Source organism: Tardiphaga sp. 20_F10_N6_6 (assembly GCF_052076045.1).
Taxonomy (GTDB): domain Bacteria; phylum Pseudomonadota; class Alphaproteobacteria; order Rhizobiales; family Xanthobacteraceae; genus Tardiphaga; species Tardiphaga robiniae.
In genome coordinates this window covers 1,318,792-1,336,364 of the sequence record NZ_CP197239.1, presented here as the reverse complement: position 1 = coordinate 1,336,364, position 17,573 = coordinate 1,318,792, and the positions used below count along the sequence as shown (strand labels likewise).

The following is a 17,573-nucleotide window of genomic DNA, read 5'->3' as shown; positions in this document are numbered from 1 at the left end:
AGCCTGCAACTCGCGGGGTAGCGGACATACTTACCGCGATTTGTGAGTCCACTCCCTAGATCAGCGCCATGCCTGACAGCACCATGCTTGCGCCAGCCAGAAGCATGATCCCGTCCATGACCAGGCGGAACGTCTCGACGCTCAGCTTCAGTACGTAGCGCTTGGCGATGAATGCGCCGGCCATCAGCGAGGCGCCGGCGATCAGGCCTTTCACAAGCACGTCGAGATCGAGCGCGCCAAACCGCTGGAAGGTGACAGACTTGCTGAGATACAGGCCGAGCGAACTCGCGGCTTCGGTGGCGAGGAAGGCGCCCTTGGCGAGGCCGTAAAACAGAAACAGCGGCACGCTGAGTGGGCCGCTGGAGACGACGATGCCGGTCAGATAGCCAATGATCGCGCCGCCAAGTGCGAGTTGCCACAGGCTGATGGTGAAGGAGCGCCGCGCCAGCCAGTGGCGCAGCGGCACCATGGCAATGAAGAACAGTCCGATGGTGAGATCGACCACATGCGACGGCAGCACCAGCAGCGTGCGTGCGCCCAGGGCTGCAGCTGGAATGCCGGTGAGCGAATAGGCGGCGGTGGCGCGCCAGTCGACCTCGCGCCACCAGGCGAGGATGCGCGACAGGTTGGCCATCACGGCGGCGACCGCCATGATCGGCACGGCTTCCTTCGGCCCGAATTGCCAGACCAGCACCGGCATCAGCATGATCGACGAGCCGGTGCCGACGATCCCGGAAATGGTGCCGGCGATAAGGCCGACCGTGCAGACGAAGATGAAGTTCAAGGCGCGACTCTCCAAGCGCGGGACGTTACAAGAGCGCTCCAGTCGTGTGGGTGCAACCGATCCGATGGGAGACGACGATGCCAGTCACAAGAATAGTCACCGGAGAATGGGCGCGGGGCCGTGAGATCGAGGTCATCGAGGCCGTGCAGTCGGCGATGCTGGCGGCGCTCAAAATTCCCGACTGGGACCGCGACGTGACAGTGGACACCTATAGCGAAACGCAGCGCATCGTGCCGACCGGGCGCTCGCAGCGTTTTACGCGGGTCGAGATCACGATGTTTGCCGGCCGCTCCATCGAGGCCAAGCGAAGCCTCTATAAGACGATCGTGCAGAACCTTGCGGCGCTCGGCGTTCCGGAACTCGAGATCAAGATCGTCCTGAACGAACAGCCTTTGGAGAACTGGGGCGTGCGCGGCGGCCTGCCGGCCTCCGAGATCGAACTCAGCTTCAAGGTCGACGTCTAGGACGCGGCGGCGGGCTCTGCGGCGGCGGTGCCGTCGTCGCCCTTGTAGACCCGCAGGTAGCGTCGGCCGAGGCTGGTCAGCACCTCATAGGCGATGGTGCCGTAGTGATGCGCAAGTTCGTCGACGGTGATGCCGTCGCCGATCAGCGTCGCCAGATGGCCGCGGCGGGCGGCGTTATGGGGCAGGTCGGTGATGTCCACCGCGAGCAGATCCATGGAGATGCGGCCGGCGATTGGGCAGCGCTGGCCGGCGATAATCACCTCGGCGCCGCGGGTGCCGTCGCTGCTGCCGGCCGCGCGGAAATAGCCATCGGCATAGCCGGCCGCGATGATCGCAAGTCTGGTCGGACGCCGCGCCACCCAGGTGGCACCGTAGCCGACACTGTCGCCGCGCTCGACACTGCGGGTCTGCAGGATGCGCACCTTGAGATCGACCACAGGTGCCATCGGGTTGTCGGCTTCCGGCGTCGGATTAACGCCGTAGAGCGCAGCACCCGGACGCATCAGATCGAACTGATAGGCCGCGCCGAGATAGATGCCCGACGAATTCGCGAGGGATGCAGGCACGCCGGAGAACAGCGATGACGCCTCGCGGAAACTGGAATATTGCCGGGCGTTCATCGGATTGTGCAGTTGTTCAGCACAGGCGAGGTGGCTCATCACCAGCGTGAAGCCGTGATCGCCCGAGCCGAGGCGCGGGATCAGGCCCTGTACGTCAACCAGGCCAAGGCCCAGCCGGTTCATGCCGGTGTCGATATGCACCGCCGCGCCGCCCTTCCAGCCGGTGCGGCGACAGAACATGTCCCATTCGGCGAGTTCGTTGAGGTCGCCGATCACAGGCTGCACATTGATAGCGGCCAGCGCATCGCCGGAATTCGGCGGAAAACCATTCAACAGAAAGATCGCGGCTTCGGGCGCGGCGGCGCGCGCGGCGCGGGCTTCATCGAAGGTGGCGACAAAGAAGGTCCTGCAGCCCGCCTTCGCCAGCGCGCGCACCACGGGGGTGATGCCGCAGCCATAGGCGTCGGCTTTCACCGCTGCGCCGCATTCGGCGGGCACGCCGTGTTTTTCGAGCTTGCGCCAATTGGCGACGATGGCGTCGAGATCGATGGTCAGGATGCCGCTGGCGTCTGCGGACAACTCCATGTCGGCGGGAGCTGTTGGTTTCGGGGCGGAGACGCTGTTCATCGAAATGTCCTGGCACAGGGATCGTGTGATGGGATCACACGATCGAATTCTGCGCCGCACAATATGCGCGCGTCAGAGACGGTTCAACCGCACGCGCGTCACTCCTGCGGGGCGCGGAACTGGGCGCCACCGGCGAGATCGCTGAAGCGGGTGAACTGGCCTTCGAACTGCAGGTCGACGGTGCCTGTGGGGCCGTGACGCTGCTTGGCGATGATGACTTCGGCCTTGCCGTGCGCAAGATCCATCTCGAGCTGCCATTTCTCGTGTTCGGGAGTGCCGAGTCGCGGCTCCTTGGCCTGCAGATAGTATTCCTCGCGATACACGAAGACCACCACGTCGGCGTCCTGCTCGATCGATCCGGATTCACGCAAGTCGGACAGCTGCGGATGCTTGTCTTCACGATTTTCGACCTGACGCGAGAGCTGCGACAGCGCGACTACCGGGCAGTTCAGTTCCTTCGCCAGCGCCTTGAGGCTGGTGGTGATCTCGGTGACTTCCTGCACGCGGTTGTCGGAGCGCTTGCCGGAGCCCTGCAGCAGCTGGATGTAGTCCACCATGATGACGTCGAGGCCCTTTTGCCGCTTCAGGCGGCGGGCGCGGGCGGTGAGCTGCGAGATCGACAGGCCGCCGGTTTCGTCGACGTAAAGCGGCAGGTTCTGCAGCTTGATGGTGTAGTCGCGGATCTTGTCGAATTCGGCTTGGGTGATGCCGCCGCGGCGGATCGCGCTGGAGGAAATCTCGGTCTGCTCTGCGAGAATACGCGTGGCGAGCTGTTCGGCCGACATTTCGCAGGAGAAGAAGCCGACGACGCCGCCATTGATGGTCTTCATGCTGCCGTCGGGCTGCACTTCGGACTGATAGGCGGCGGCGATGTTGTAGGCGATGTTGGTGGCCAGCGAGGTCTTGCCCATGCCGGGACGTCCGGCTAGCACGATCAAGTCGGAGCGCTGCAACCCGCCCATACGGGCGTCGAGATCGCGCAAACCGCTTGAGATGCCCGAAAGCTTGCCGTCGCGCTGATAGGCGTTGGCCGCCATGTCGAGCGCGGTGGTCATCGCCTGGGAGAAGCGCTGGAAGCCGCCGTCATAGCGGCCGGCTTCGGCCAGCTCATACAGCCGGCGCTCGGCATCCTCGATCTGGGCGCGGGGAGCGAAGTCCACCGGCGCGTCATAGGCGACGTTGACCATGTCCTCGCCGACATTGATCAGCTGGCGGCGGATTGCCAGTTCGTAGATCGTGCGGCCGTAATCCTGCGCATTGATGATGGTGGTGGCTTCGGCGGCGAGGCGGGCGAGATATTGGCCCACGGTCATGCCGCCGAGATCCGTGTCGGTCGGCAGGAAGGTCTTCAGCGTCACGGGAGTGGCGATCTTGCCGGCGCGCACGATGGCAGCGGCCGTTTCGAAGATGGTCTGGTGGATCGGCTCGAAGAAATGCTCGGCCTTGAGGAAGTCCGAGACCCGGTAGAAGGCGTCGTTATTGACCAGGATCGCGCCCAGCACGCCCTGTTCCGCCTCGATATTGTGCGGCGCCGACCGATAGGCGGGGGTGCCCGCCTCGGGGGTGAGCTTGAGAACGTTCGAATCGAATGCGGCCATGGTCTCTATTGGGTCTTCCGAATTGGGCGGATGAACGGCGTGGTCACGCGGGCGTCGGCGACTAAGCGCCTGACGGTCTCCGAGTGGAAGGACGAAGCGGCCTTATGCACGATTCACACATCAAGGCGGGGGAATTCCGGCCGGTGGCGCGCATTGCGCTTGACGCTTCCACCGCAGCAAGGGGAGGGGTCTGAATCATTGCTTAAGGAACCCGGAAAAATTGCGCCCCGCGCCTGAACCGGATGGCGATCTCTCGCACTTATAAGAGAGCCAGCCGCTGGCAGGCACGGCAGTGCCGGAACCCCACGGGGAGCCGGGCGTTGGCTTCAAAACGAATAAGAGGCGAAGGATAGATCCATGAGCCAGCGTCACCAGCATCCCGATGCCGGAACTCAGGCTGCCGGAACCGACGGTTCTGCGTGGTTGTCCACGCTGATCGACACGTTCGAGCGCACCGCGCAGCTTGAAAATGTCCCATGCGATACGAAAGCGCTCTCCGCCGCCAAAGCGCGCCTCCAGCGCCCCGCCATTTTGCGGCCGCGGCCTGTCTTGCGCCGCCGGCAGGCGACGCTCCTATTCCAGCACTAAACCAGCCTATTCGCCGGCAATCTGCAGACGCGGTTGCCGGGTCCGTTCCCTGGCTCGAAGCCGATCTTCCTCCCGCCCGATATAATCCCGCGTGAACGGCACAACGTCCTGACGTTTGGTGAGTTGGATTTGGAAGTTCATCACGTTCTGCATGCGAAACGACATTTCGGACGCCGCCAGATAGAACTCCCACATCCGCGCAAAGCGCTCGTCATAGAGCCGCACGGCTTCCTCGCGTCGTGCCATGAAGCGCTCGCGCCATGCCTTGAGCGTCTCGGCATAATGCAGCCGCAGGATTTCGATGTCCGAGACCAGTAACCCGGCCCGTTCGATCGCCGGGAGAACTTCCGACAAAGCGGGGATGTAGCCGCCGGGGAAAATGTACTTGGCGACCCATGGATTGGTGATGCCAGGTCCCTCAGGGCGACCGATGGAGTGCAGCACCATGACGCCGTCCTCGGTCAGGAGTTCAGCGCATCGCTTGAAGTAGGTGTCGTAATGGTCGACGCCGACATGTTCGAACATGCCGACGGAGACGATGCGGTGGAATGGACCGGGGATGTCGCGATAGTCCTCGAGCAGGAATTTTGCGCGGTCTTTGAGGTTTTTCTCGCCGGCCCGGGCATTGGCGACCTGCAGCTGTTCGGTGGACAGCGTAACGCCGGTGACATTGGCACCGGTCATCTCTGCCAGATAGAGCCCAAGCCCGCCCCAGCCGGAGCCGATGTCGAGTACGCGTTGGCCTTTTTCGATGAGCATCTTGGCCGCGAGGTGGCGCTTCTTGGCGAGTTGGGCGTCGTCCAGGGTCGCGTCCGGTCCTTCGAAATAGGCACAGCTATATTGCTTGTCGGCATCCAGAAACAATGAGTAGAGTCGGGCGTCCAGATCGTAGTGATGGGCAACGTTGTTGCGGGAGCGCGTGCGGGGATTGAACTGCTGGGCGTGGCGCAGGACGTAGCGGAGCCACCATTGCAGCTTGGCCCAGCGGGGCGCCATGTCGGGCTGGTTCAGGGCGATGGCGAGCAGGTCGGCAATGGTGCCACGCTCCATAACGAGGAGCCCGTCCATGAATATCTCGCCGAGTGCCAGTTCGGGATCGAGAAGTAGTCGGCGTTGGGCGGCTTTGGTGACGAAGCGGGCAGAGACGGGAGGCCCGGAGCCATCACCGAAGGTAAACTGTTGGCCGGAGGCCGTGGTGAAGGTTATTGCCCCTCGGCGAATGTACTGACTCAGGAAGAATCGCAACAGACGGTCCATCGAAATCACCCCAATGATCCGATCACGCGCAAACTGAAGCAACAGCGTAACTTCCCGCCGTGCACGAGATCAACTGTCTCCCTAGCTCTTGTGTAGAAGATAGTAGCGGTGCACCGCCTGTGCCAATGCGCACGCTGCAATGCCGCTATCCCGATTGTTCCGATCACATCGTTGCGATATGTCGATGCTTCCATTCACGTCACAATCGGATACAAGGTGATCCGCGTGATTAAGCTAGCCACATCAGGAGATTGAAATGTTGAGCCGAGCGCTCAGTTTAGCGACGGTGATGCTCCTGATTAGCTTCGCGGCAGTCCCGGCACAGGCCCAAAACCTCGAAGCCGGAAAGTCACCCTCCCAGATTTTCGCGGGCGGCTGTGCCGTCTGCCATAAAAGTCCGCGCGGGCTGCTGAAGACGGTGGCACCCGGTCAGTTGCCGGCCTTCCTGCGCCAGCACTACACCACAAGTACAGATATGGCGGCGTCCATGGCCGCTTATGTCGTGTCCAACGGGGCGGCCGACCGCCGTCCTGCCGGGGATAACCTGACGCGTCAGGGCCGTGAACTCACGACCGAGCAGAAGCCGGCCCCGGCCGATGCCAAGCCCGGTGCTGCGCCGCCGTCCGAGGCTCCGCCGCCGGGACGCCGGCTACGTCCGCAGGAGGCCGCCAAGCCCGATGCCGATGTTGCACCAGCTCAGGCCGAGCCCGGCACGCGCCAGGGCCGCAATGCCCGGCGACAGGCGCGCCCGGCGACAGACAATCCCGAAGCGAAGCCCGATGCGGCCAAGCCCGTAGACGCACAGTCGCCGGCTGCCGCCGAAGCAGAGCGTCCCGCGCAGAAGCAAAAGCTCGGTAAGAAGGGGCGCCGTCATCAGGAAGAGCCGCCGAAGGCCGAACCTGTGAAGGACGAGCCCAAGGTCGAACCCAAGACTGAGCCGAAGGCTGAACCCAAGTCTGAGCCACGGCCTGAGCCGGCCAAGACCGAGCCTGCGAAGCCCGCTGAAGAGAGCAAGCCTGAGGCGAAGCCCGAAGCCAAGCCTGAGACGCCGGCACTTCGTCCAGATCCCGTTCCGTCGGTCACGCCGGCTCCGAAGGCGCCTGAAGGGGAAAGCCGTCCGGCGCCGGCAGCCCCTGCGTCTCCGCCCGCAGCAACGCCGGCCCCGGCACCTGTGGCTCCAACGCCTCCGCCAGCCGCAGCTCCGCCGCCAGCGGTCGCGCCTCCCGCAACTCCGCCAGTGCCCGCGCCGACTCCTGTGGCCCCGGCTCCAGCTGCGCCTTCGCCGGCACCGGCCGCGCCGCCACCACCGCCTCCGGCGTCGGCTGCACCACCGGCGCCTCCGGCCTCGTCAGGCTCGCCGGTGCCGCCGATCTCGCAGTAGTAGATCAGCCGTTTGAGTGACGATACAAAAAAGCCCGGCCAATCTGGCCGGGCTTTTCTCGTTTGAGCAGAAGCTCCGAGGTCCGTGACTTAGCCGTTGTCTTCTTCGGCGTTGCCCTGTGCGTCCGGATCGAAGAACTCGCCGGCGGCGGCGAGTGCTTCGGCGGCTGCGTCCTGATCTTCCTGACGGCTCGAGATGTCTTCGCCGCGGTTGATGCGCTCGGCTTCGTCGGCCGAACGGGCAACGGTGACGCTGACGCTGACTTCGACTTCCGGATGCACGGCGATCGAGATCTTGTGCTGGCCGATGGTCTTGATCGGCGCGTCGAGCAGCACCTGGCTGCGGGCGAAGGTGACGCCGTCAGCCTCGAAGGTGGCGATGATGTCGCGCACCGACACCGAACCGAACAGCTGACCGGTTTCCGACGCCTGACGGATGATGACGACGTTGCGGCCGTCGATCTTCTCGGCAACCGTGGTGGCTTCCGCCTTGGCCTTGATGTTGTTGGCTTCGAGGTCAGCCTTCATGCCGTCGTACTTGGCGCGGTTGTCGGCGGTGGCGCGCAGCGCCTTGCCACGCTTCAGTAGAAAGTTGCGGCCGTAGCCGTCCTTGACGCGGACGACTTCGCCCATCTGGCCGAGCTTAGCAACGCGTTCGAGCAAAATGACTTCCATGATCGTTCTCCTTTAAGTGGTGAGCAGGTGTTGAGTTGAGGTGAGTTGGTCAGGCCACCGTCGAAGAAGGCGGCTTGCGTGCGAGAAAACGTTGGCGAAATCCGAAGAAGGCATCGGCGAGGCCGAGGCCAACCATGGTGAGGATGGGCCAGCCGAGGACGAGCACCATGGCGTAGGTCAGGCCCAGCACCATCACGCGGCTTTTCATGCCCATGGTCAGCGTATGCAGCGCGGCGAAGCCGGTGAGGGCATAGGCCATCATCAGCGCCGAGGTGACGATCTGCGAAAAGATGCCGACGATGCCGCCCATGAAGGACAGCGCGATGGCCAGACACAGCGCGACCATCGTCATCGGCGGCAGTGCTGCGGATTTCAGCTCAGGCCACGGCCGATTCAGTCGGCCCGATGTCACGATGATGCGGCCGGCGAGCCAGAGATTGAGCGTCAGTGTCATGATCGCGACGATGGCGGCGGCAGCCGGCGCGATCGTCACCAGCGCATTGATGACCTGTTCGGAGTCGCCAGCGCCGCCGCGCGATCCCAGGATGCGGGTCAGAGCGCGGCGCAGCGCCGAGACGATAGTGTCGCCATCGGTGCCGAGGGTCAGCAGCGCGCCCATGGTCGTGAATGCGGCGAAACCCGCGGTCCACAGTAACATGCGGCCGACCGGATACCATTCGACCACGGGGGGGGTCGCGGCTGCGCCATTCACGCCCGGCACTTCTGCAGCAACAGGGCGGCCGAGCAATGCGAGATGGCCAAGCCACCAGGCGGGCAGGGCCACAGTGAAGACGAAGGCGGCGAGATAGGGCATGCCGAACAACAGGCCGAGCGAGGTGCCGGCTGCGATGCCGCCGATGGCAGCAGTCACCGGACCCCACCCGAGAGCGGCCACCATCAAGGGCAGCGGCGCGAGATAGAACAGCAAAAGGGAAATCAACGCGCCCGAAATGATCGAGGCGAACATCAGCGCTGAGGCAGCGCCGGCGGCAAACGCGATGAGAAGACTTGCGATCATCAGCTGTCCCGCCCCCTTTGAGCGGTTAGAGGCACTTGCCCCAACCATCGGCGACCGGACGACCCGGAAGCCTTATGAGAAATAAAAGCGACCGGCGGCACGAGGCCGCCGGTCGAAAACCGCCTTAGCGGATAACGTAGGGCAGCAGACCGAGGAAACGCGAGCGCTTGATGGCGCGAGCGAGTTCCCGCTGCTTCTTGGCGGAGACGGCCGTGATGCGGCTCGGCACGATCTTGCCGCGCTCAGAGACGTAACGCATCAGCAGCTTGGAATCCTTGTAGTCGATCTTCGGCGCGTTCGGACCTGTGAACGGGCAGGTCTTGCGACGGCGGAAAAACGGACGACGTGCACCAGCTTCAGCCATTATTCTTACTCCTCAACCGATGCTGCTTCGTCGTCACGCGGACGACGCGGACCACGATCACCACGGAAGCCACCGCCGTCACGGTCGCCACGGAAACCGCCGCCTTCGCGGTCGCCACGGAAGCCACCACCACGGTCGTCGCGTTCACGATCACGATCAGCCTTGCGCATCATGGCGCTCGGGCCTTCCTCGTGCTCTTCGACGCGGACGGTCAGATAACGGATGACGTCTTCGCTGATACGCTCCTGGCGCTCAATCTCGGTGACCGCCGCGGATGGGGCATCGAGGTTCATCAGCACGAAGTGCGCCTTGCGATTCTTGTTCATGCGATAGGTCAGGGAGCGCACGCCCCAGTTTTCCATCTTCACGACCTTGCCGCCGAGACCTTCGACGATGCCGGTCATCTGGGTGGTGAGGTCTTCGACCTGCTGCGCGCTCGCATCCTGACGTGCGAGAAATACATGCTCATAAAGAGGCATGGCTGTCCTTTCCAAGGTTAGCGCGTTTCCCGGCGGCAAGCCCTTCGAACCCTTATGGAAAGGACTCGATATTGCTCAGAAGGCGGGAGCACGGGACGACGGACCAACTGGCCCTATCGCAACAAACCTGTGTGTGATTTTGCTGTGACCGTCCGTTCAGCTCCCGGCCGGGATCTGCGGATCGGGGCCTTATACGGATTTTCCCAGTAATGGCAAGCGAAACGGGGGCCAAATGAGCGGATTCCGGGAGCGGGCGGGAACCCGGATCGTGGTGCATCCTGGGCGCTGCGGCTTGACATTCCCCGTCGTGCCAGTGTCTTACGGCGCACGTTTGAACGAGTTTAAGCCAAAAAACATGACGGGGCGTCAATGACCGCAGCATTTACCTTTCCGGGGCAGGGGTCCCAGGCGGTCGGCATGGGCAAGGCGCTTGCGGATGCATTTCCCGCCGCCAGGGCCGTGTTCGACGAGGTCGATTCGGCTCTCAGCGAGAAGCTGACCGGCATTATCTGGGACGGCCCGGCCGAAACCCTGCAATTGACCGAAAACGCCCAGCCGGCGCTGATGGCGGTGTCGCTGGCGACCATGCGAGTGCTCGAGGCCGAGGCCGGCATCTCGCTGGCCCGGGACGCCGCTTTCGTGGCCGGCCACTCGCTCGGCGAATATTCGGCGCTGGCAGCGGCCGGAAGCCTCTCAGTCACGGATGCGGCCCGCCTGCTGCGGACCCGTGGTCTGGCCATGCAGAAGGCCGTGCCGGTGGGTGTCGGCGCCATGGCGGCGTTGCTCGGCCTCGATTACGAGACCGCCGTGGCCGTGGCTGAAGAAGCTGCACAGGGCGAAGTGTGCCACGCCGCCAACGACAATGGCGGCGGTCAGGTGGTGGTGTCCGGCAACAAGGCTGCGGTCGAACGCGCGCTGGAGATCGCCAAGACGAAGGGCGCCAAGCGTGCGATGTTGCTGCCGGTGTCGGCGCCGTTCCATTGCGGCCTGATGCAGCCCGCCGCCGACGTGATGGCGGAGGCGCTGGCCAAGGTCACGATCAACAAGCCGGTGGTGCCGCTGGTGTCCAACGTGCTGGCCGCGCCGATCTTGGATCCCGATGAAATCCGCCACCGCCTGGTCGAGCAGGTCACCGGCACCGTGCGCTGGCGCGAATGCGTATCCTATATGGCAGGCCAGGGCGTGACGCGTTTCCTTGAGGTCGGTTCCGGCAAGGTGCTGAGCGGGCTCGTCAAACGCATTGCCGAAGGCGCCGTCGGCGTCGCCATCGGTGGACCCAATGACATTGCCGCCGCCAAGGATGCGCTCGCAGCAGCGCGTTCGGCGTAAGCGGCCAGAGGAGAAGACAAGATGTTCGATTTGACAGGCAAGACGGCGCTCGTGACCGGCGCGACTGGTGGCATCGGCGAAGCCATCGCCACGGCTTTGCATGCGCAGGGCGCGACGGTGGCACTGTCCGGAACGCGCAAGGCGGTTCTCGAAACGCTGGCTGCGAAGCTCGGCGATCGCACGCATGTGCTGCCGTGCAATCTTTCCGACGCCGCTGAGGTCGAAGAGTTGGTGCCGTCAGCCGAGAAAGCCATGGGCCAGCTCGATATCCTCGTCAGCAATGCCGGCATCACCCGCGATAATCTGTTCGTGCAGTTGAAGGACGAAGACTGGGATGACGTGATCAACGTCAATCTGACCGCGACCTTCCGCCTCGCACGCGCCGCGACCAAGTTGATGATGCGCAAGCGCTTCGGCCGCATCATTGCCATCACCTCGGTGGTCGGCGTCACCGGAAATCCCGGGCAGGGGAATTACACCGCGGCGAAAGCCGGTCTGATCGGCATGATGAAGACACTGGGTGCGGAATACGCCAAGCGCAACGTGACGGCCAATTGCATTGCACCCGGTTTCATCGCAACGCCGATGACCGATGTGCTCAATGACAAGCAGCGCGAAACGATTCTGACCAAGGTGCCGGCAGGGCGTCTCGGCTCGCCGGAAGATATTGCGGCAGCAGCGGTCTATCTGAGCTCAAATGAGGCGGCTTACGTCACCGGACAGACGATTCATGTCAATGGCGGCATGGCGATGATCTAAGCGTCGGGGAACCCCAACGTCGTGATTTAATTGAGGTTTGGACAGTCGCCGGGCTATGTGGCCAAGCCAAATGAAGTATGGTAACCGAACCTCCAACGGTGGGGCAAAGAAGGCCATTGCAGGAATTTGAAACCCTGTATATTGGCGGGGACGAGCCTGCCGTTTTCGCGAGGCTCCGTCCGGGACGACGGGGTCAATCCAGAGACGCGCAACTGCGCAAGGTTTAACGAGTTAAACGCTCCACGATGGCTCGTATCGTCTGCGGACGGGCCCAATGTAACAAGCACGAGGTTGATATGAGCGAGATTGGCGAGCGAGTGAAGAAGATCGTGGTTGAACACCTTGGTGTTGAACCCGAGAAGGTGGTCGATGCCGCGAGCTTCATCGATGATCTCGGCGCTGACAGCCTCGACACGGTCGAGCTCGTGATGGCGTTCGAAGAAGAGTTCGGCTGCGAAATTCCGGACGATGCCGCCGAGACGATTCTGACCGTCGGCGACGCAACCAAGTTTCTCGAGAAGAACGCAAAGAGCTGACACCTTCGCGCGACACATTTTGAAGCCGGCCGGATCGCGTTTGTGCGATCCACCGGCTTCTTGCTGTGACGCGTAGGCATTGCTCAAAGGCATTGGCTCAAGGATGGGCCATGGAGGTACGACAATGAGGCGGGTGGTCGTCACAGGCCTTGGCATGGTGTCGCCACTTGGCTGCGGCGTCGAGCCGACCTGGAAGCGCATCCTCAACGGTGAGAGCGGCGCAAAGCGGATCGATACATTCGATGTATCCGATCTCACCAGCCAGATCGCCTGTGTGATTCCACGCGGCGACGGCACGGGCGGTACCTTCAATCCCGACCACTGGATGGAGCCGAAAGACCAGCGCAAGGTCGACGACTTCATCATCTATGCGATGTGCGCCGCCAAGCAGGCGCTCGACGATGCCAACTGGCACCCCGACAATGAAGACGATCGCTGCGCCACCGGCGTGATGATCGGCTCCGGCATCGGCGGTCTGTCCGGCATTGCCGATACCGCATTGCTTCTGAAAGAGCGCGGCCCGCGCAAAGTGTCGCCGTTCTTCATCCCCGGTCGCCTGATCAATCTCGCTTCGGGATATGTCTCGATCGAGCACGGCCTTAAAGGCCCCAATCACTCCGTCGTCACCGCATGTTCGACCGGCGCACATGCGATCGGCGATGCCGGCCGTCTGATCGCGCTCGGCGATGCCGATGTCATGGTCGCCGGCGGTACCGAGTCGCCAATCAGCCGTTTGGCGATGGCCGGCTTCGCGGCAGCACGCGCGCTGTCGACCAATTTCAACGAAGCGCCGGAGAAAGCGTCGCGGCCCTACGATAGGGATCGCGATGGTTTCGTCATGGGCGAGGGTGCCGGCGTCGTCGTGCTCGAAGAGTACGAGCACGCCAAAGCGCGCGGCGCACGCATCTATGCCGAGATCATCGGCTACGGTATGTCGGGCGATGCCTATCACATCACCTCACCGACGCCCGATGGCGATGGTGCGTTCCGCAGCATGAACGCTGCGATGAAGCGCGCCGGCATTGCCGCGGCCGACATCGACTACATCAATGCGCACGGCACCTCGACGCCACTCGGCGACGAGATCGAACTCGGCGCGGTTCAGCGCCTGCTCGGCAATGCCGCGTCAAAAGTGTCGATGTCATCGACGAAGTCGTCGATCGGCCACCTGCTCGGTGCGGCTGGTGCGGTCGAGGCCATCTTCTGTGTGCTCGCGATTCGGGATAACATCGCGCCGCCGACGATCAATCTCGACAATCCGTCGGTGGAAACTGCGATCGATCTCGTCGCATTGACCCCGCGCAAGCGCGAGATCAACATTGCCTTGTCGAATTCATTCGGTTTCGGCGGTACTAATGCGTCCGTGATCCTACAGCGCGTGGCTGGTTAGAGAACCTCCACCGTTTCGCCGTATTCCGCGCTAATTCCTACACTGGGCGTATGTTATTGATGGGGATCGTGTTTGTCCCCGTCACGATTGAACCGACAGGATCAGGTACTATCGATGAGTGAGAGGCCGCCCATTTCGCCGAGGAGTCCGCGTGCCGCGCTGGAGCCGGAGCAGGTTCCGCCGCCGCCGAAGCGTTCCGATCATGCGCGTAATCCGCTCGTGGTTGCCGGTAATGCCATCATCACCATCATTATCGTCGCCATGCTCGGTGCAGGTGGCGCCTATGTCTATGGTCGCCAGGCGCTGGAAGCGCCGGGGCCGCTGCAGGAAGAAAAGGTCGTCAATATCCCCGCGCGTGCGGGCAAAGGCGACATCGCCGAAGCGTTGCTGCGCGAAGGCGTGATCTCAGCCAATCGCTGGGTTTTCATCGGCGCCGTGTTTGCGTTGAAGGCCAGCTCGGAACTGAAGCCCGGCGAATATCTGTTCCAGAAGAACGCCAATCTGCGCGATGTCATCGGCACCATTGTCGAAGGCAAGGTCGTGCAACACTCCATCACGATTCCCGAGGGCCTGACCTCCGAGCAGATCGTCGCGCGTTTGACCGATAACGACATCTTCACCGGCTCGATCCGTGAAATGCCACGCGAAGGCACGTTGTTGCCCGAGACATACAAATTCCCCCGTGGCACGCCGCGCGACCAGGTGATCCAGCGCATGCAGCAATTGCAGAAGCGCGTGCTGGCCGAAGTCTGGGAACGCCGTAACGCCGACATTCCGGCGAAGACGCCTGAACAACTGGTGACGCTCGCCTCGATCGTCGAGAAGGAAACCGGCCGCGCCGATGAGCGCAGCCGGGTGGCCGCCGTGTTCGCCAACCGCTTGCGCCAGAAGATGAAGCTGCAGTCGGATCCGACGATCATCTATGGCATCGTCGGCGGCAAGGGCACATTGGGCCGTCCGATCAAGCGCAGCGAGATCCAGCAGCCGTCGCCCTACAATACCTATGTGGTCGAAGGCCTACCGCCGGGCCCGATCGCCAATCCGGGCCGTGCGTCGCTTGAGGCGACTGCCAATCCGGCACGCACCCGCGACCTGTTCTTCGTTGCCGACGGCACCGGCGGTCACGCCTTTACCGAAACCTACGACGCACACCAGAAGAACGTCAGCAAGCTGCGCGCGCTCGAGAAGGCCGTCCAGAACGACGCTGTCGAGCCGCCGGAAGAGGCTACTGCTGCGCCTACCGGAGCGGCGACGGATCCTGCCGCCGCGACGGGTACAAGTCCGGTCAGGCCCGCCGCACCGGCCAAACAGCGTGCCCGTACGGCTCCTGCGCCAGCCGCGCCGGCCCGTCAGGGCGCTGCGCAGTCGACGGGTACACCGCCGGTTGTCCAGCAATAGGCCGTACCACCAAGCCTGCGCTGGCTTCTGCTTCGAATTCCCCTTGGCCTGAAAAGGCCCTAACCTGAGCCGGTTCGCGCCTTGCGAATCTTACTCGTATCTTTGGAGACGTTCCGCGATGGCGTTGTCGAGCATGACCGGCTTTGCGCGAAGCCACGGCACCAGCGGGCCTTACAGCTTCGAGTGGGAGCTGAAATCCGTCAACGCCAAGGGCTTCGACCTGCGCTTCCGGATGCCCCCGGGTTTCGACGAAGTCGAGGCGGTCGCCCGCAAGCGCGCCACTGAAGTGCTGTCACGCGGCACGGTTTACGCGAACCTCACCGTTAAGCGCAGCAATGCGGCTTCGACCGTGCGGATCAACGAAGAGGTGCTGAATTCGGTGCTGCGTATTGCCGCCGAATTGGCCAGCAAGATCGACGCCGTCGCGCCGAGCGTCGATGGCCTGATGAACATCAAGGGCGTCATCGAAGTGGTCGAGCCCGAGGCTGACGAGGCCGAGGACAAGGCGGCGAAGGCTGCCGTGACCGCAGCATTCGAAGAGGCCCTCACCGCGCTGGTCGCCATGCGCAAGCGTGAGGGCATGACGCTTGGTGACATCCTGTCCCAGCGTCTGAATGAAATCGAGGCACTGTCGAAGAAGGCCGAGGCTGCGCCCGGCCGCAAGCCGGAAGCCATTCGTGCACGGCTTGCCGAACAGATCGCGACGTTGCTCGAGGCGTCGGATCGTTTCGATAGTGATCGGCTGAATCAGGAAGCGTTGATGATGGCGACCAAGGCTGACATCCGCGAAGAACTCGACCGCATCGCGTCGCACATTTCGCAGTCGCGCGAAATGATCAAGAAGGGCGGTCCGGTGGGACGGCGGCTGGATTTCCTGTCGCAGGAGTTCAACCGCGAGGTCAACACCTGCTGCTCGAAATCCAACGATCTGGAATTGACCAGCACCGGCCTTGAGATGAAGAACGTGGTCGAGCAATTCCGTGAACAGGTACAAAATCTGGAGTGACCATGTCCGGGGGCAGCCGAAATTCTCAAGAAGCTGGCTTTGACGGAGTCGAGCGGCGCGGGCTGATGTTCGTGCTGTCATCGCCATCCGGTGCCGGTAAGACGACGCTGACGCGGCTGCTGATCGACCGGATGCCGGGGCTGCAACTGTCGGTCTCGGCCACGACGCGCCCGATGCGGCCCGGCGAGGTTGACGGCAAGGACTACATCTTCGTCGACAAGCCGCGCTTCGAGAAGATGGCCAAGGGCAATGAACTGCTCGAATGGGCCACGGTGTTCGATAACCGCTACGGCACGCCGCGTGCGCCGGTGGAAGCCGCGCTATCAGCCGGCAATGACGTGCTGTTTGATATCGACTGGCAGGGTACGCAGCAACTGCGTGAGAAAGCCCGGGCCGACGTCGTCAGCGTCTTCATTCTGCCGCCCTCGGCGGCCGATCTCGAAAAGCGTCTGCATACCCGCGCGCAGGATTCCGACGAAGTGATCCGCGGGCGCATGAGCCGTGCCAGCCACGAGATGAGCCACTGGGCTGAATACGACTATATTGTCATCAACCACAATGTGGAGGAGGCCTATAGCGAGGTGCAGTCGATCCTCAAGGCTGAACGTCTGAAGCGCGAACGTCGTACCGGGCTGACATCTTTCGTCCGCGGGTTGCAGCAAGAACTCGAAGGCTAACATCATGCAGGCATTGTTCTGGAATGAGCGCACGCAGCAGCTCAGCGATGGCGCACGGCTATTCGATCCGCTGGCGCTCACGTGGCGTGATGATGCCGTGGAGCAGGGTGGAGAAGCTGTGACGGCTTCCGAAGCACTGCTGCGGCTCGCAGCAACGCGCAAGCTGCGCCGTGTGCCCATCGGGATCATTGGGCCGCGAGACGCGACACAAGCGCAATACGATCTCGCCGAACAGATGGGCGCGGCATTGGCGCGCCATGGCCTGCAACTGTTGTGCGGCGGCAAGAACGGCGTGATGGAAGCGGCGTGCAAGGGCCATGCACAGGAGGGCGGCATGCCCGTCGGCCTGTTGCCCGATGAGGAGTGGCACGCAGCCAATCCCTATGTCGCGATCCCCATCGCAACGGGCATCGGCCCCGCACGGAATGCCATTATCGCGCGCGCATGTCTCGTGCTGGTCGCGATTGGCGGAGGTGTCGGGACACTCTCGGAGATGGCGCTGGGACTACAGTTCAATCGTCTGGTGCTGGCGATGGCCGATGCGCCGGAGGTGAATACGGTAGAGCGCGTCGCTGATGTCGACGGCGTCATTGCTCGCATCGCAGCACGCCTTCTCGCAAATGCATAACTTTGCCGCTCTGTCATAAAACTGATATGCCGCCGTTATACTGAGGCGCAGACTTC

Annotated in this window: 19 protein-coding genes; 11 read left to right on the top strand and 8 right to left on the bottom strand. The window is 63.0% G+C overall.

What is annotated here, in order from left to right; all coding sequences use genetic code 11:
* Positions 1-55 precede the first annotated feature (55 nt).
* A complete protein-coding gene (locus AB7813_RS06370; protein ID WP_309945537.1) occupies positions 56-784 on the bottom strand; it encodes a sulfite exporter TauE/SafE family protein in 729 nt (242 codons plus the stop codon).
* A gap of 77 nt (positions 785-861) precedes the next feature.
* Between AB7813_RS06370 and AB7813_RS06365 the strand changes: the two genes are divergently transcribed.
* Positions 862-1,248: a tautomerase family protein gene (locus tag AB7813_RS06365; RefSeq protein WP_184517443.1), complete on the top strand. Its 387-nt coding sequence runs from the start codon at positions 862-864 to the stop codon at positions 1,246-1,248.
* On the opposite strand, the gene alr is transcribed toward AB7813_RS06365, so the two are convergent.
* Positions 1,245-2,435 (bottom strand): alanine racemase, encoded by a 1,191-nt coding sequence (alr, locus tag AB7813_RS06360; protein WP_439083361.1) that lies wholly within the window; start codon positions 2,433-2,435, stop codon positions 1,245-1,247. The two genes, AB7813_RS06365 and alr, sit on opposite strands and share 4 nt — an antisense overlap.
* 98 nt (positions 2,436-2,533) lie before the next feature.
* Entirely contained in the window at positions 2,534-4,033 is a 1,500-nt protein-coding gene (locus tag AB7813_RS06355; protein ID WP_068731048.1) for a replicative DNA helicase, read from the bottom strand.
* A 357-nt stretch (positions 4,034-4,390) separates the two neighbouring features.
* On the opposite strand from AB7813_RS06355, the gene AB7813_RS06350 reads away from it, so the two are divergent.
* Positions 4,391-4,621, top strand: a complete 231-nt coding sequence (locus AB7813_RS06350; RefSeq protein ID WP_093758286.1) for a hypothetical protein — start codon at positions 4,391-4,393, stop codon at positions 4,619-4,621.
* Between the two features lie 6 nt (positions 4,622-4,627).
* Here the strand turns inward: AB7813_RS06350 and AB7813_RS06345 are convergent, their stop codons facing one another.
* Positions 4,628-5,878, bottom strand: coding sequence for an SAM-dependent methyltransferase (locus tag AB7813_RS06345; protein WP_184517437.1), 1,251 nt, complete (start codon positions 5,876-5,878; stop codon positions 4,628-4,630).
* A 256-nt stretch (positions 5,879-6,134) separates the two neighbouring features.
* Between AB7813_RS06345 and AB7813_RS06340 the strand changes: the two genes are divergently transcribed.
* Entirely contained in the window at positions 6,135-7,259 is a 1,125-nt protein-coding gene (locus AB7813_RS06340; RefSeq protein ID WP_120292323.1) for a hypothetical protein, read from the top strand.
* Between the two features lie 89 nt (positions 7,260-7,348).
* On the opposite strand, the gene rplI is transcribed toward AB7813_RS06340, so the two are convergent.
* From rplI to rpsF, 4 genes are all read right to left on the bottom strand, one after another.
* Complete coding sequence (gene rplI, locus AB7813_RS06335; protein ID WP_089263933.1) at positions 7,349-7,933, bottom strand: 50S ribosomal protein L9; 585 nt, start codon at positions 7,931-7,933, stop codon at positions 7,349-7,351.
* Positions 7,934-7,982: 49 nt separating this feature from the next.
* Positions 7,983-8,951, bottom strand: a complete 969-nt coding sequence (locus AB7813_RS06330; protein WP_175366147.1) for a hypothetical protein — start codon at positions 8,949-8,951, stop codon at positions 7,983-7,985.
* A gap of 124 nt (positions 8,952-9,075) precedes the next feature.
* The gene (gene rpsR, locus AB7813_RS06325) at positions 9,076-9,315 is read right to left on the bottom strand and encodes a 30S ribosomal protein S18 (protein ID WP_002711478.1); all 240 of its coding nucleotides are present in this window, start codon (positions 9,313-9,315) and stop codon (positions 9,076-9,078) included.
* Positions 9,316-9,320: 5 nt separating this feature from the next.
* Positions 9,321-9,794 (bottom strand): 30S ribosomal protein S6, encoded by a 474-nt coding sequence (gene rpsF, locus AB7813_RS06320; RefSeq protein WP_439064061.1) that lies wholly within the window; start codon positions 9,792-9,794, stop codon positions 9,321-9,323.
* 369 nt (positions 9,795-10,163) lie between these two features.
* On the opposite strand from rpsF, the gene fabD reads away from it, so the two are divergent.
* The 8 genes from fabD to AB7813_RS06280 all read left to right on the top strand — a co-directional run bounded on the left by fabD (position 10,164) and on the right by AB7813_RS06280 (position 17,517).
* Positions 10,164-11,123, top strand: coding sequence for an ACP S-malonyltransferase (fabD, locus tag AB7813_RS06315; protein WP_439064060.1), 960 nt, complete (start codon positions 10,164-10,166; stop codon positions 11,121-11,123).
* Positions 11,124-11,144: 21 nt separating this feature from the next.
* A complete protein-coding gene (fabG, locus tag AB7813_RS06310) occupies positions 11,145-11,882 on the top strand; it encodes a 3-oxoacyl-[acyl-carrier-protein] reductase (RefSeq protein WP_309945593.1) in 738 nt (245 codons plus the stop codon).
* 296 nt (positions 11,883-12,178) lie between these two features.
* A complete protein-coding gene (locus tag AB7813_RS06305) occupies positions 12,179-12,418 on the top strand; it encodes an acyl carrier protein (protein ID WP_006020277.1) in 240 nt (79 codons plus the stop codon).
* A gap of 124 nt (positions 12,419-12,542) precedes the next feature.
* Complete coding sequence (fabF, locus tag AB7813_RS06300; RefSeq protein ID WP_309945642.1) at positions 12,543-13,808, top strand: beta-ketoacyl-ACP synthase II; 1,266 nt, start codon at positions 12,543-12,545, stop codon at positions 13,806-13,808.
* 114 nt (positions 13,809-13,922) lie between these two features.
* Positions 13,923-15,206, top strand: coding sequence for an endolytic transglycosylase MltG (gene mltG, locus AB7813_RS06295; protein ID WP_175366145.1), 1,284 nt, complete (start codon positions 13,923-13,925; stop codon positions 15,204-15,206).
* Between the two features lie 118 nt (positions 15,207-15,324).
* Positions 15,325-16,212 (top strand): YicC/YloC family endoribonuclease, encoded by an 888-nt coding sequence (locus tag AB7813_RS06290; RefSeq protein ID WP_175366144.1) that lies wholly within the window; start codon positions 15,325-15,327, stop codon positions 16,210-16,212.
* A 2-nt stretch (positions 16,213-16,214) separates the two neighbouring features.
* Complete coding sequence (gmk, locus tag AB7813_RS06285; RefSeq protein WP_093758293.1) at positions 16,215-16,889, top strand: guanylate kinase; 675 nt, start codon at positions 16,215-16,217, stop codon at positions 16,887-16,889.
* 4 nt (positions 16,890-16,893) lie between these two features.
* A complete protein-coding gene (locus AB7813_RS06280) occupies positions 16,894-17,517 on the top strand; it encodes a TIGR00725 family protein (RefSeq protein ID WP_309945645.1) in 624 nt (207 codons plus the stop codon).
* Positions 17,518-17,573 lie beyond the last annotated feature (56 nt).

Coding starts and splice junctions, on each gene's coding strand:
- AB7813_RS06305 (WP_006020277.1), top strand. CDS start 12,179: ATGAGCGAGATTGGCGAGCGAGTGAAGAAGATCGTGGTTGAACACCTT.
- rpsF (WP_439064061.1), bottom strand. CDS start 9,794: ATGCCTCTTTATGAGCATGTATTTCTCGCACGTCAGGATGCGAGCGCG.
- AB7813_RS06345 (WP_184517437.1), bottom strand. CDS start 5,878: ATGGACCGTCTGTTGCGATTCTTCCTGAGTCAGTACATTCGCCGAGGG.
- AB7813_RS06365 (WP_184517443.1), top strand. CDS start 862: ATGCCAGTCACAAGAATAGTCACCGGAGAATGGGCGCGGGGCCGTGAG.
- AB7813_RS06350 (WP_093758286.1), top strand. CDS start 4,391: ATGAGCCAGCGTCACCAGCATCCCGATGCCGGAACTCAGGCTGCCGGA.
- fabD (WP_439064060.1), top strand. CDS start 10,164: ATGACCGCAGCATTTACCTTTCCGGGGCAGGGGTCCCAGGCGGTCGGC.
- AB7813_RS06330 (WP_175366147.1), bottom strand. CDS start 8,951: ATGATCGCAAGTCTTCTCATCGCGTTTGCCGCCGGCGCTGCCTCAGCG.
- AB7813_RS06340 (WP_120292323.1), top strand. CDS start 6,135: ATGTTGAGCCGAGCGCTCAGTTTAGCGACGGTGATGCTCCTGATTAGC.
- AB7813_RS06280 (WP_309945645.1), top strand. CDS start 16,894: ATGCAGGCATTGTTCTGGAATGAGCGCACGCAGCAGCTCAGCGATGGC.
- fabG (WP_309945593.1), top strand. CDS start 11,145: ATGTTCGATTTGACAGGCAAGACGGCGCTCGTGACCGGCGCGACTGGT.
- AB7813_RS06290 (WP_175366144.1), top strand. CDS start 15,325: ATGGCGTTGTCGAGCATGACCGGCTTTGCGCGAAGCCACGGCACCAGC.
- alr (WP_439083361.1), bottom strand. CDS start 2,435: ATGAACAGCGTCTCCGCCCCGAAACCAACAGCTCCCGCCGACATGGAG.
- rplI (WP_089263933.1), bottom strand. CDS start 7,933: ATGGAAGTCATTTTGCTCGAACGCGTTGCTAAGCTCGGCCAGATGGGC.
- gmk (WP_093758293.1), top strand. CDS start 16,215: ATGTCCGGGGGCAGCCGAAATTCTCAAGAAGCTGGCTTTGACGGAGTC.
- rpsR (WP_002711478.1), bottom strand. CDS start 9,315: ATGGCTGAAGCTGGTGCACGTCGTCCGTTTTTCCGCCGTCGCAAGACC.
- AB7813_RS06355 (WP_068731048.1), bottom strand. CDS start 4,033: ATGGCCGCATTCGATTCGAACGTTCTCAAGCTCACCCCCGAGGCGGGC.
- mltG (WP_175366145.1), top strand. CDS start 13,923: ATGAGTGAGAGGCCGCCCATTTCGCCGAGGAGTCCGCGTGCCGCGCTG.
- fabF (WP_309945642.1), top strand. CDS start 12,543: ATGAGGCGGGTGGTCGTCACAGGCCTTGGCATGGTGTCGCCACTTGGC.